Origin of the sequence: Rhizobium sp. 10PS4 (assembly GCF_032464805.1) — a bacterium.
In the GTDB taxonomy this organism is placed as follows: Bacteria; Pseudomonadota; Alphaproteobacteria; order Rhizobiales; family Rhizobiaceae; genus Rhizobium; species Rhizobium laguerreae.
Genome location: NZ_JAWDIW010000019.1, coordinates 125012 through 138120, shown reverse-complemented (window position 1 = coordinate 138120; position 13109 = coordinate 125012). Strand labels below are relative to the sequence as shown.

Genomic DNA, 13109 nt, shown 5'->3' with positions numbered 1-13109 from the left:
GCCATTCATTGCCCTTCGCCTACGCTCCGTGCATTCGCTCCTGTCGTCGCTCACCCCCTCATCTGCCTTCCGGCATCTTCTCCCCGCTGGGGAGAAGGGGTTGTGGCACCGCCTCGCTCCCTAGAAACGTCTGTGGTGGAAAGGAGCAGGAGCAGCTTGCTCTCCGGGTGCAAGCGACGGGAATCTTCTGAGCCAAGCACCACATCGAAGCCGGCGAGATTGCCGACTGCATCGTCAGGCCGCGCCGCGCTACAGCGCCGCGCGTCTTTTCACATACGCATAGGGCCCTGTAACGCTTTGAATTGCTGCATAAATTTATCCTTAAATCGATTCCGACTTTAGGAATTATGCACTAGTGCGGCCGCGGCCTGAGGCTTTCCGAAATCAGGCCTTGCTGGCCTTCACGTCGAGCACGCGGTTGGCGGCCGAGACGATCGCTTCAAGCGATGCCGCGACGATGTTGGTATTGATGCCGGCGCCGAAGAGTTTGCCGCCGGGATAGGAGGTCTCGACATAGGAGATCGCCGCCGCGTTCGAGCCATGCTGGAGCGAATGCTCGGAATAGTCCTCGACCGACATCTCGATGCCGAGATAATGCGACAGCGCATTGATGAAGCCATCGATCGGACCGTTGCCGCGCCCTTCGATGCGCTTGATCTCCCCATTGTCGGTAATCTCGGCTGCGACGATCCGCTGACCCTTGTGCTCAGTGTCGGGATAGGTGTGATGGTCGACGAAGCGCAGGCGCCCTTCCGGCTGCGTCACGTAGCGCTCGATGAAGCGGTCGTAGATGCGGCGGGACGGAAGCTCCTTGCCCTCTACGTCGGTGATGCGCTGGATATCCTCGCGGAATTCCACCTGCAGGTTGCGCGGCAGGTTCAGCCCGTAATCCTGCTGCAGGATATAGGCGATGCCGCCCTTGCCAGACTGAGAGTTGATGCGGATGATCGCCTCGTAGGAACGACCGACATCGCGCGGATCAATCGGCAGGTACGGAACTTCCCACACGGGATGATTGGCGACCTGTGCTGCCTTCATACCCTTGTTGATCGCATCCTGATGCGAGCCGGAGAAGGCCGTATAGACCAGTTCGCCGACGTAAGGATGACGCTCGCCGATCGCCATCTGGTTCGAATATTCGAACACTTCCTTGATGCGCTCGATATTCGAGCAATCGATCTCGGGATCGACGCCTTGCGTGAACATGTTCAGCGCCATCGTCACCATGTCGACATTGCCGGTGCGCTCGCCATTGCCGAACAGCGTGCCTTCGACACGGTCGGCACCTGCCAGCAGTGCCAGTTCGGCAGCGGCAATGCCGGTGCCGCGATCGTTATGCGGATGCAGCGAAACGATCAGGTTCTCGCGATTATCGAGGTTGCGGCACATCCATTCGATCTGGTCGGCATAGACGTTCGGCGTCGCCATCTCGACGGTGGACGGCAGGTTGATGATCAGCTTGTTGTCGGGCGTCGGCTTGACGACCTCGATGACGGCGTTGCAGATCTCCAGCGCCACATCGAGTTCCGTGCCGGTAAAGCTCTCCGGAGAATATTCGAAACGGTAACCGCCGCCGGCCTTCGTGGCCATATCGGTGATCATCTTGGCGGCATCGACGGCGATCTGCTTGATGCCCTGCACATCCTTGGCAAAGACGACGCGGCGCTGCAACTCGCTGGTGGAGTTGTAGAAGTGCACGATCGGCCGGTTTGCGCCTTCCAGCGCTTCGAAGGTGCGGGTGATGAGTTCCGGGCGGCACTGCACCAACACCTGCAGGGAGACGTCGTCGGGCACATTGCCCTCCTCCACGCACCAGCGGGCAAAGTCGAAATCGGTCTGCGAAGCCGAGGGGAAACCGATCTCGATTTCCTTGAAGCCCATCTCGATCAGCAGATGGAACATGCGCGCCTTGCGATCGTGGCCCATCGGATCGACGAGCGCCTGGTTGCCGTCGCGCAGGTCGACCGAACACCAGACCGGTGCCTTGGTAATGGTCTTCGTCGGCCATGTGCGGTCGGGAATATTCACCTGCGGATAGGCCCGGTATTTCACCGCGGCGTCTGGCATGCCTTTTGCGGGGCTCATCTCGCTCTTGGAGGCCATCTTATCTCGGGGGGATTGCGTCTTCGCGTCCATCGTATCGTCTCCTCGTCCCGGCATTTGCCCGCTCTTAGCCGATCATGTCGGGCTTGGCGATAAACAAATGCGGACCTTGTCGGTCGTTAGGTCAATTTTGAAAGTGAGTCGCGAGGAGCGATGGCCGGGCGGGCTTTCGGCCGCCGGGCGCTCCTCAAAGGACCCGGCAACCGCGCGTAAGGCCGAGGAGAAGAAGCGAGGTCAGGGCGCGCGTATTGTCACGCAGGGCGATGCGGCCGCGTGCAATCGTGTCAGAAATTCTGGCGCCAGTGGTCTTCATGACCGCGCTTATAGCCTCGGACGGTAAAGCTGGCAAGTCCTTGCCCGGCCTTTGGTCGCCGCCAACATTCGATGAACTGCCCACCTATTGCCGGCGGAGCTGCTTGAAAGCGCCAGGATCCGGCATTTGGAGAGCAGACCGACCTTCCACTACCTCGACTGAGCTCGGTCTTTCCAAATCTTCACCAGCCGCGACAGCGCGAGCATCAGCCCACCCGCGATCAGGCCCCAGAAGGCACCGGAAATACCGCCGAAGGAAACGCCGGATGCGGTGACGAGGAAGGTGATTGCCGCCGCCTCGCGCGAGTCCGGCGCCTGGAAGGCCGACATCGCCGAAGACGAGAAGGCGCCGACTAGCGCCAGTCCCGCCACTGCCTCGATCAGGATAGGAGGCGCCAATGCGACGAAGGCCGTCACCGCGCCGGCAAGCAAGCCGAGGATGATATAACCGACGCCGGCGATCAGTGATGCCCAGTAGCGACGCTTCGGATCGGCATGGGCATCTTGGCCCGCGCACATCGCCGCAGTGATCGCCGCCAGATTGACCGCGTGGCCGCCGAACGGCGCCGACAGCAGCGAGAAGAAGCCGGTGACGGCAAAGAGCGGACCGGGCTTCGGATCGTAGTGATTGACCTTCAGCACCGCGATGCCGGGAATGTTCTGCGAGGCCATGGTGACGATGAAGAGCGGCAGCGCGATCGAGATGAAAGCAGCAAGGTTGAACACCGGCCGGACGACTTCGGCCGTCGGCACCAGCGATCGTTCGAGCGAGGCGAATGCGCCCTCGGGAATATCGACGCCGAAGACAAGCACCAGCACGAAGGCCGCGAGTGCTGCCGGCACCGCCCAGAGCCGCTTGAAGGCGCCGACAACGATCCAGGCGAGAACGATCGGCAGCCCGAACAGCGGATTGAAGCCGATTGCCTTCACCGGCGCGAAGCAGAGGCCGATTAGCACGCCGGAAAGCATCGCATTGGCAAGCGGCGCGGGAATGGCGGCAACGGCCCGGCCGAGCGGCTTGAACAGCCCGGCGACGATGATCAGCGCAGCACAGACCAGGAATGCCCCGACCGCCGCATTGAAGCCGCCCTCGATCGCCCCGGTGCTTGCCAGCAGCGCGGCGCCCGGCGTCGACCAGGCGATACTGATCGGCAATCGCGTCACGGCACTGAGCACGATCGCGCAGATGCCCATGGAGATCGACAATGCCATCAGACCGGATGCCGCCTGCGCATCCGTCGCGCCGACCGCCTCAAGCCCGTGCAGCACGACGGCGAAGGAACTGGCGGAGCCGACGAAGGCGGTCAGCAGCCCCATGAACAGGGCCTGGACGGAAAAATCTTTGAGCATGGCGGGACTCGAGCTGCGCGAATGGCGCATGGAGCATGATGGCCGTCCCAGGCGCAAGTCCGGATTCATTGCTTTCCGTTCAGACCTTGCCGCCAGGAGATCATCTCCGTTCAAGCGCCATCCAAAAACAGAACGCCCTCACCTGCGATGGGCAGGCAAGGGCGGGTTTTTGGTAGCTTTGGCCGAGAAAACTTAGATCTCGGCTTGCGACGTCACGATCCGTGAAACGAGGCCATAGTCCTTCGCCTCTTCGGCCGAAAGCCAATAGTCGCGATCCGTATCCTTGTCGATCTTGTCGAGCGGCTGGCCGGTGGCCTCTGCCATGATCCTGTTCAGGCGCTCGTTCATCTTGATGATTTCGCGCGCCTGGATTTCGATGTCGGATGCCATGCCGCGCGTGCCGCCGGAGGGCTGATGCAGCAGGAAGCGCGTGTTCGGCAGGCACAGGCGCCGCTCCTTCGGAGTGGCGACATAGATCAGCGCGCCGGCAGAGGCGACCCAGCCGGTACCGATCATCCAGACCTTCGGCTTGATGAACTTGATCATGTCATGGATGGAATCGCCGGATTCGACATGGCCGCCGGGCGAATTGACATAGATACGGATGTCCTCGTCGCTGGCCGCGGCAAGCGCCACGAGCTGCGAGCAGACCTTCTGCGCCAATTCCTGATTGATCGGTCCGTAGATGAAGATCGAACGCGACTTGAAAAGATTCGCCTCCGTTTCCTTGCCGAGCGGCAGTTCCTTCGTCTTGTCGTCCTGGTCTTCGTCGTTCATTCGAACCTCTTGGAGATGAATTCGGGTTCCTCGCACATAGTGCGACTCAATGCCTAAAACAATGCGGGAAAAACACAAGGCACCGAAGCGATGGAGATATCCTTAAGAAGCCGCGCGCCGTTCTGCAAGCCTTACTGAATTGTAACGGCGAAAGGCTTTGAAAAGCCTAAATCGGTTCCTACCTCAAACCTCACGCGGCAAACGCCGCATTCGATAATAGGAGGCAGGACATGTCACCGGAAGAAAACCAATTGCTGACCGCCCTTTTCGACCGCGTACGCACCGCCGCGGCCACACCGCGCGACCGCGAGGCTGAAGCCCTGATCGACCAGGCGACGCGCGAACAGCCCTCCGCCACCTATTATCTCGCCCAGGCCGTCATCGTTCAGGAAAAGGGACTGGAGGCGGCTGCCAACCACATCAAGCAACTCGAAGAGCATGTCCGCCAGCTGGAAGCCGGCGAGAGCGAACACCGCCAGGCCGAACAGGGCGGCGGTTTCCTGAGCTCGATTTTCGGCAATACCCAGACGCAGCAGCCGGCCCCAGTTCCCTCGAATCCTGGCCCCTCCAACGCAGGTCCCTGGGGCCAGCAGTCCCGTGGCTATGACGATCCCCGCGGCGACGGCAATGCCCACCAGACGCAGCAGCAGCCGACCGGCCCCTGGAGCCAGCAGGCCTCTGCGCCGTCGGCCGGCGGCAGCTTCCTGCGCGGCGCGCTCGGCACGGCAGCGGGCGTGGCCGGCGGCATGCTGCTCGCCAATTCGCTGAGCGGCATCTTCGGCAACCACATGTCCTCGCTCGGCTTGGGCTCGCCCTTCGGCGCCAATCCCTTCGGCAATGCCAGCGCGCCCACCGAGGAAACCGTCATCAACAATTACGGCAACGACGACGCCCGTCAGGCCTCCGACAACACAGCCGATGACAACGACGCCAACCTGCAGCAGGCCGACTACGACGGCGGCAGCGATTCCACCGACGACTCGTCCGGCGACGATGTTACGGATGTGTGAGATCTAGCGGGGTAGAGATGGGCAGCGGTTGCCGCACCGTTGCCCGGCCCTTCGCTCTAAGCTCAGGGCGTTCGCCGCTGCAATCGATTCACTGGATCGATTGCTCGGGCTGCGCCCGACCGCGGCTCACCCACGGCCGCGGTAGGTGGCAACGCCCTGTTCCGGCAGCCACACGCCTTCCGGCGGCTTGCCCGTTTGCCAGAAGACGTCGATCGGGATGCCGCCGCGTGGATACCAGTAGGCGCCGATCCTGAGCCACCTGGGATCGAGCAGTTCGACGATGCGCTTGGCGATGTAGATCGAGCAATCCTCGTGGAAAGCGCCGTGATTGCGGAAGGAATGCAGGAAGAGTTTCAGCGACTTCGATTCCACCAGCCATTCGCCCGGAATGTAGTCGATGACGATATGAGCGAAATCCGGCTGCCCGGTCATCGGGCAGAGCGAAGTGAATTCCGGCGCGGTGAAGCGCACGACGTAATCGGTGCCGGCATGGTTGGACGGCACTTTCTCAAGCATTGCCTCCTCCGGCGATTGCGCGGTTTCGGTTTGCTGACCCAGCATCGACAGGCTGGAAACATCGGTACTCGGCATTATACCTCCTTCACGACTTTGACGCGGATGCCATGGGCCTTTTCGCCCTCCGGCTCCACATGAATTGCGATAGTGGCACCCTCGTGCACCGCCCTGATGGCATCCTCAAGGCGGTCGCATATATCATGCGCCTGCCGCACCGACATCCCGCCGGGCACCACCATGTGGAAATCGATGAAGGTGACGGTGCCTGCCCGCCTGGTTTTCAGGTCATGCACGCCGATCGAACCCTCCGCGTGGGTGGCAATCGCCTGTTTGATCGCTTCCTCCTCCTGCGGTTCGACCGCCTGGTCCATCAGCCCGCCAATCGATTGCGAGATTACCCTCCAGCCCTGATAGAGGATGTTGACGGCAACGAGAATGGCAAGCACCGGGTCGAAGATCGCATATCCCGTTGCCAGCGCCAGCAGCAGGCCGACGAGCACCCCAACGGAGGTCACGACATCGGACATGATATGCTGTCCATCCGCCGAGAGCGCTGCCGAGCGATGTCTGCGTCCAGTCTGGATCAGCAACCGCGCCCAGATCGCATTGATGACACCGGCCGCAAAGTTGATCGCAAGGCCGAGCACAGGTGCGTCCAGCATGCGTGGCTCGGCGAGATAACCAACAGCTTCGTTGACGATCAGCAGGGCAGCGACGACGATCAGCACGCCCTCGGTGACGGCAGACAGATATTCCGCCTTGTGATGACCGAAGGGATGGTCGTGATCGGCCGGCTTCTGCGCATAGCGGATGACGAAGAAAGCGATGAAGGCGGCAGCGACGTTGACCGACGATTCGAGCCCGTCCGACAGCAGCGCCACCGACCCGGTGACCCACCACGCCGCCATCTTCAGCCCTATGACGCCGAGCGACAGCGGAATCCCCCACATCGCCAGCTTGCGAACCGTAAGATCGCCGTTGTCACTCATATCGTTCCCCTGCGGTTGCGAATGAATTGCAGAATTCAAGCCGTTGAAACGCAAAACCGCCCACGCGAATGTCGCGCAGGCGGCTCAGTTGAAGGTGATATGGGGGAAGACGGCGGATTTGTCAAAGGGCAATGAGGTTCCCCTGCCGCGTAGCTCAAGGAGCAGGCTCTGAGAGAATAGTCTGCGGCCAGCGCAAGAGCGCGGCCTGCCCTGCAGGCGTCAGGGCGTAGACGCCCTTCTCCTTGCGTTCGAACCATCCGTAGACGTTATCGAGCAGGATTCGGCCGGCATTGGGCACCTGAGCCTTCATATCCCGCGGCCGCCCAACGCCACGCTCGATTGCGGCGGCGCAGAGCAGCACCTGCTGACGATAGGCGGTCATGATTGGCGCCCGCGTGCTGCCGCCGACGGCGGGATCGCCGTGGCGGCGCTGATGCTCCTTGACGAGGCGCGTGCGCCGCTTGGGATTGGTTCGCGGCATCGGCGAGACGGAGCTCACGATGATGCTGACCTCGCCGGCATCGGAGACGCCGAGCATGCCGATGCCGAGCCTGCGGCAGAGATCGCGATAGCGTTTGTCGGTCTCCCGCCCCCGACCCTTGGCGGAGACGCGGGCCGCGATCCAGACCTCATCGCTCATCGCCGCGCGGTCGACCACCTGGAGAAGCAGTTCGAGGTTGAAGGAGAGCTTGAGTTCGCAGACGACCACGACCGGCGGCTCGGCATCGCTGAGGCCAACGAGATCGCACCCGCCGACCTCACCCTTCACGACATAACCCGCCGCCTCCAGGAAAGCTTTGACCGGCAGGTAGAGCGATGTCTCCATCTTGAAACCCGCGCCTCAGGCGGCGTTGAGATCGGCAATCTCACCGTATTTTGCAAGCAGCCGCGGCGACGACATATCCCCGGTTTCCTCGTCGACGATCACGGCATAAGCCGCCACGCCGACGAAACGCTCCGACATCGCCGAGGCAATTTTCTCCGCGCTGACGGAGTTCGATGCCTGGCGCATTTCGCCGGGGACGAGATTGCCGCGGTTCTTGCGGTAAGGGAGAACGATGAACTTTTCAGCATTGGCCACGTCGAATATCCCGATTGATCGTTCCTGAAATGTTCTGATTTGCCTGAAGAAGTCAACCGGCCTTTCGAAAACGGCCTGCCACTCCCCGCAGTCGGGGAAAGGGCAGGCCGAATAACCGTCGAAATCCTCAGGCAGCTTTCGTCTTCACCTTGCGCGCCAGATGCGCCACGACATTTTCGATCATCCGCATCCCGGCATCGCCGCCGAGCGTCATGATCGACTCCGGATGAAACTGCACCGCAGCGATCGGTTCCTTGGCGTGTTCGATGCCCATGATGGTGCCGTCGTCGCTTTCAGCCGTGATGATGAACTCACGCGGCAGCGTCGAGGGATCGGCGAAGATCGAGTGGTAGCGGCCGACCGTCACCTCCTTGGCAAGGCCGGAGAAGACGATACCCGGCTCCAGCACGCGGATGCGCGAGGGCTTGCCGTGCATCGGCAGCGCCAGATGGCGCAGTTCCCCGCCATAGGCTTCGGCAAGCGCCTGCAGACCGAGGCAGACGCCGAAGATCGGCAGGTTGCGCGCCCGCGCCTTCTTGATCGTCGCCTTGCAGTCGAAATCCTTGGGCGTTCCGGGTCCGGGCGACAGGACGACGAGGTCCGGGTTCAGCCGGTCGAAGATTTCCTCCGGCACCGGCGTGCGCACGGTCGAAACCGCCGCGCCCGTCTGGCGGAAGTAATTGGCGAGCGTGTGGACGAAACTGTCTTCATGATCGACGAGCAGGATGCTGACGCCTTTGCCGACGCTTGCGACGTCGCGCTGGATCCTGCCGGAATTGCCCGTCTTGGCGTCTCGGATGGCGGAAAGCATGGCAGAGGCCTTCAGTTCTGTTTCGGCTTCTTCTTCGTCAGGAATGGAATCGTTGAGCAGCGTCGCACCGGCGCGCACTTCGGCGATACCATCCTTGATGCGCACGGTGCGCAGCGTCAGGCCGGTGTTCATGTCGCCGTTGAAGCCGACCATGCCGATCGCCCCGCCATACCAGGCGCGTGGGCTTTTTTCATGGCTCTCGATGAAGCGCATCGCCCAGAGCTTCGGGGCGCCGGTGACGGTGACGGCCCAGGCGTGGCTGAGGAAACCGTCGAAAGCGTCCATGTCGTCGCGCAGCCGCCCTTCGATATGGTCGACCGTGTGGATAAGGCGCGAATACATCTCGATCTGCCGGCGGCCGATCACCTTGACCGAACCCGGTTCGCAGACCCGGCTTTTGTCGTTGCGGTCGACATCCGAGCACATGGTGAGCTCGGACTCGTCCTTCTTGGAATTCAGGAGCTTCAGGATCTGCTCGCTGTCGGCGATCGGGTCGTCGCCGCGCTTGATCGTGCCCGAAATCGGGCAGGTCTCGATGCGACGGCCGGAAACGCGCACAAACATTTCGGGCGAGGCGCCGACCAGATATTCCTGATGGCCGAGATTGATGAAGAAGGAATAAGGCGAAGGATTAATCGCCTTCAGCCGCTTTGAAATGTCGGACGGCTTGCTGTCGCAGCGCTCCATGAATTTCTGCCCGGGCACGACCTCGAAAAGGTCGCCCTTGCGGAAACTTTCCTTCGCCTTGGTGACGAGTTCGGCATATTCGCCCGGCCGGTGATCGCTCTTCGGCGGAATGGCATCCGTGTTTTTGAAGGGCTCCGCTGCGATATCTTGGGCCTTGCCCTCGGTCGTCACGCCGTCTTTTTCGAAGTCGTAACGATCGACCCAGGCCTTGGCGGCGTAGTTGTCGACGACGAGGATCTCGTCCGGCAGGTAGAGCACCATGTCGCGCTGGTCGGAGGGTCGCGTCAGCTTCAGATCGATCGCGTCGAACTGGAAGGCGATGTCGTATCCGAAGGCGCCGTAGAACCCGAGGCTCGCATCCGCCTGCGAATAAAACAGGTCGGTAACGGCGCGCAGCACGGTGAAGACCGTCGGCATCTTCGAGCGTTCTTCCTCGGTGAACACCCGGTCCGGCGTCTTGACGGTGAGGTCGAGGCGGCGGGCCGAGGAAGCGCCGAGCACGATGTCGGACACCGTCTTCAGCCGCTCGGTCACGAAGCCGAGAATCACCTCGCCGCGTTCATTATAGGCCTCGATCCAGACGTCGCGCCCGAAGGAAGAGATGCCGAGCGGCGGATCGACGACGGCGGTATCCCAGCGCGTATAGCGGCCCGGATATTCGTAGTTCGACGAAAACACTGCGCCGCGGCGCTCGTCGAGCTTGTCGACATAGGAAGAGACCGCATCGCCGTAGGGGATCGCCCGCCGCTGCCGCGTGACTGATATGCCGCCCTTGGTCTCGTAGATTTCCGCACCATCATCCCGCAGGATCGCTACCATTGTTCCACTCCGTTATCGGGGCCCGGACGACAGGCGGCCATAAACAAAAAAAGCCGCCTCGAAGTTTCGGGCGGCTCACTCGTCGTCTTTGGACACGATTGGTCGAGGCCGCCTTAGCGAACCCACCACCAAACAGCAATGTTCAAGGACTTGATCATGAAAAATTGTTAGCCTGAGATCCGCCGTCGCGCAAGGGGCGATTGCAGGATTGAAATAGGGCGGCCCGAAAGCCGCCCCTCCCCAGCCTTGAAGGCGTGATTGGCGTCAGAAGGTCTTGGTGATCGACACCTTGAACGTACGGCCCGGCTCCGAATACCACTCCCGCGGCTGGGACGCCGTCGCCGAGCTCAGATTGACCTCGCGCACGGCGAGCGCGTTGTAATGTTCCTGATCAAAGATGTTGTAGACGCCTGCCTGCACGCGCAGGCCCGGCACCTGTTCCGGCGTCCACCAGCCAGTCAGGTCGACGATTGCGTAGCCGGGCGCATCGAAGGTCGTGTCGTTGTTGTTGCTGACGGGCGTATCGAGATGGTCGGTGAGCATGCCGGCCGACAGCGTCGAGGAAAGGTCGAAGCCGAAAGTCTCGTTGCTCCAGCCGCCGCCGACGATCGCCTTGAACGGTGCCACCGAGCGTAGGCGCTGAGTGGTTTCTTCATTTCGGCCATAGGCATAGGCAAGTGACGCATGCAGATTTATGCCGTTATTGAATGTCTTGGCGGCGCTGGCTTCAATACCGGAGATCGTGGCCGCAGACACGTTCATGTAGTTGAATTCCGTAAAGCCGGTCGCGTCGACGCTCGTCACCGTCTCGATAAAGTTCTGGTAGCGGGTGTGGAAGACCGCGACCCGACCGGTAAAATCGCCCGTGTCAAAATTAGCGCCGATTTCGACGCCGCGGCCGATTTCGGGTTCCAGATCGGGATTGCCAAGCTGGGCGTAGCGGCCCGTCGGGTTGTAGAAGCGGCTGTAGAGTTCGTCCACGGTGGGTGCGCGGAAGCCGACTGCCAGCTGCATGTAGAGCTGCACGTCAGGCGTCAGGTCGTATGTCGCAAGAATCTTCGGTGACAGGCCGGCTTCCGTTCGGTCGTTCAGGTCCCCGAAACGGGTAAGCCCGGTATTGCTTGCGAAACTCCCGCCGGTCGAGGGATTGTAGTTGAACCAGTCGAAGCGGAAGCCGGGTGTCAGCGCGAAGCCGGTATTGCCGATTTCGATCTTGTCTTCGAAGGTCAGCCCAAGATTCTGGCTGTCGACATTGGGCACTTCCGCCTGGTTATTTAGCGCCGGGCACGTTGTGGGCGTCGGGCAAAGTGCCCAGCTATACTGGCTCCAGCTCGAAACGCCGACGTCGAGGCCCACCCGAACGGAGTGGCTGAGACCGGAATATTCGAAATCCTTCGTTGCCGTGCCGCTGAAGCCCCAGGTTTCGTTTTCAATCTCATTGTTACGTCCATAGGCCACATTGGCGGTCGTACGGCCCCTGCTGCCGGCTTCCTTCTTCAAATCCAGCCAATAGAGCGTGGCACGCGCACTGCTGAAGAACGCGTCGGAGGACTGCGCTTCATAATCATAATCGAGCGAAACGCGATCGCGGTCACGCAGTTCGCGACCGTCATAATTGTCGATCATGAAGTTGCGAGGACTGGTGCCTCCCTGGAGTTGGCGCAGGTCGGTCTTAAGATCGCGGCGGAATCGTTCCGCTGTCAAGCCGATGCGATGGCCGCCTTCCAGCTCCTGGCGCAGTTTGAAGAGCAGGTTGTTCTGATCGAAATCAGCCGGATTCGCCTCGGTGCGAAGAGCACCGTAGCTGTCGTTGTCGCCCATATTGTCGCGTTCATGGCCCTTGCGGTAGCCGCCCTGAAACAGGATCGACGTGTTGCCGATCTTCTTGGCAGCGGCGGCCGAGCCGGAAATGCTGCGGTCTTCGCTGTCATAGGTCGACTTGACGATCGCACCCCAGTCGCGGCCTTCGGGAATAAGATCCTCCGGCTCCAGCGTATTGAGAACGATGGCGCCGCCGAGCATGCCGGAACCGCCCTTGCTCGAATCCGCGCCGCGCACGATATCGAGCGAGGACAGTGAATCGAAATCGAAGGTGTCGCCGCCGCCGTTGGCGTTGGCCGGCGCAAAGGCCCCCTGGCGCGAGCTGTTCGAAATATAAGGTATCGGAATGCCGTCGATGGTGGTCAGGATGCGAGCGCCGGAAAGGCCGCGCAGGTTGAAGCCTGCGTCGCCACGCGAATAATTTACGCCTGCATCGACGCTGCGGCCGATATCGTCAAAATTGGTAACCTGCTTTTCTTCGAGCTGCTTGGCAGTGATCTCGGTCGCCAGCGGCGTGTCGGCGACGCTGCCCGGCGCCACGCGTTTGCCCTTGACGACGATCTTCTCCAGGACGGTGCTGTCCTCCGTCGCGGCTTGCGGCGTGGCTGCCGTAGCGCTTTGTGCGAAAGACTGCGAAACAGGAAGAACAATTGTGGCTGCCGTGCAGACCATTAGAACCGAGCGCCAATACCGGACGATCATAACCTACCCTCTCATGATGATTACCGGGCTGGCTGGTCGTGGCGTGTCGCACGCTCGAGGGGCTGGCTGGGCTTTTACGAATGAAGGCGGAGCAGAATTCCGCCTTCTTTTTGCCGCATAAAAAACATGAG

10 protein-coding genes are annotated in these 13109 nt (G+C 61.4%); 1 reads left to right on the top strand and 9 read right to left on the bottom strand.

Annotated features, from left to right (window positions below):
- Positions 1-384: 384 nt before the first annotated feature.
- From leuA to RWJ89_RS30440, 3 genes are all read right to left on the bottom strand, one after another.
- On the bottom strand, positions 385-2136 hold the full coding sequence (gene leuA, locus RWJ89_RS30450; protein WP_316031913.1) for a 2-isopropylmalate synthase: 1752 nt from the start codon (positions 2134-2136) through the stop codon (positions 385-387).
- Positions 2137-2565: 429 nt separating this feature from the next.
- The gene (locus tag RWJ89_RS30445; protein WP_026158800.1) at positions 2566-3795 is read right to left on the bottom strand and encodes a benzoate/H(+) symporter BenE family transporter; all 1230 of its coding nucleotides are present in this window, start codon (positions 3793-3795) and stop codon (positions 2566-2568) included.
- Between the two features lie 162 nt (positions 3796-3957).
- Complete coding sequence (locus RWJ89_RS30440) at positions 3958-4542, bottom strand: ATP-dependent Clp protease proteolytic subunit (protein WP_064247843.1); 585 nt, start codon at positions 4540-4542, stop codon at positions 3958-3960.
- Positions 4543-4772: 230 nt separating this feature from the next.
- On the opposite strand from RWJ89_RS30440, the gene RWJ89_RS30435 reads away from it, so the two are divergent.
- Entirely contained in the window at positions 4773-5552 is a 780-nt protein-coding gene (locus RWJ89_RS30435) for a DUF2076 domain-containing protein (protein WP_221999399.1), read from the top strand.
- A 126-nt stretch (positions 5553-5678) separates the two neighbouring features.
- On the opposite strand, the gene queF is transcribed toward RWJ89_RS30435, so the two are convergent.
- From queF to RWJ89_RS30405, 6 genes are all read right to left on the bottom strand, one after another.
- Positions 5679-6143, bottom strand: a complete 465-nt coding sequence (gene queF / locus RWJ89_RS30430; RefSeq protein WP_026158801.1) for a preQ(1) synthase — start codon at positions 6141-6143, stop codon at positions 5679-5681.
- A complete protein-coding gene (emfA, locus tag RWJ89_RS30425; RefSeq protein WP_316031912.1) occupies positions 6143-7057 on the bottom strand; it encodes a CDF family cation efflux transporter EmfA in 915 nt (304 codons plus the stop codon). The genes queF and emfA overlap by 1 nt, the downstream gene beginning before the upstream one ends.
- Before the next feature lie 154 nt (positions 7058-7211).
- Positions 7212-7883 (bottom strand): DUF2161 domain-containing phosphodiesterase, encoded by a 672-nt coding sequence (locus RWJ89_RS30420; RefSeq protein WP_221999400.1) that lies wholly within the window; start codon positions 7881-7883, stop codon positions 7212-7214.
- Positions 7884-7898: 15 nt separating this feature from the next.
- Positions 7899-8138: a hypothetical protein gene (locus RWJ89_RS30415; protein ID WP_017961519.1), complete on the bottom strand. Its 240-nt coding sequence runs from the start codon at positions 8136-8138 to the stop codon at positions 7899-7901.
- 127 nt (positions 8139-8265) lie between these two features.
- Complete coding sequence (locus RWJ89_RS30410) at positions 8266-10455, bottom strand: anthranilate synthase (protein WP_316031911.1); 2190 nt, start codon at positions 10453-10455, stop codon at positions 8266-8268.
- Positions 10456-10719: 264 nt separating this feature from the next.
- On the bottom strand, positions 10720-12978 hold the full coding sequence (locus RWJ89_RS30405) for a TonB-dependent hemoglobin/transferrin/lactoferrin family receptor (protein ID WP_316031910.1): 2259 nt from the start codon (positions 12976-12978) through the stop codon (positions 10720-10722).
- Positions 12979-13109 lie beyond the last annotated feature (131 nt).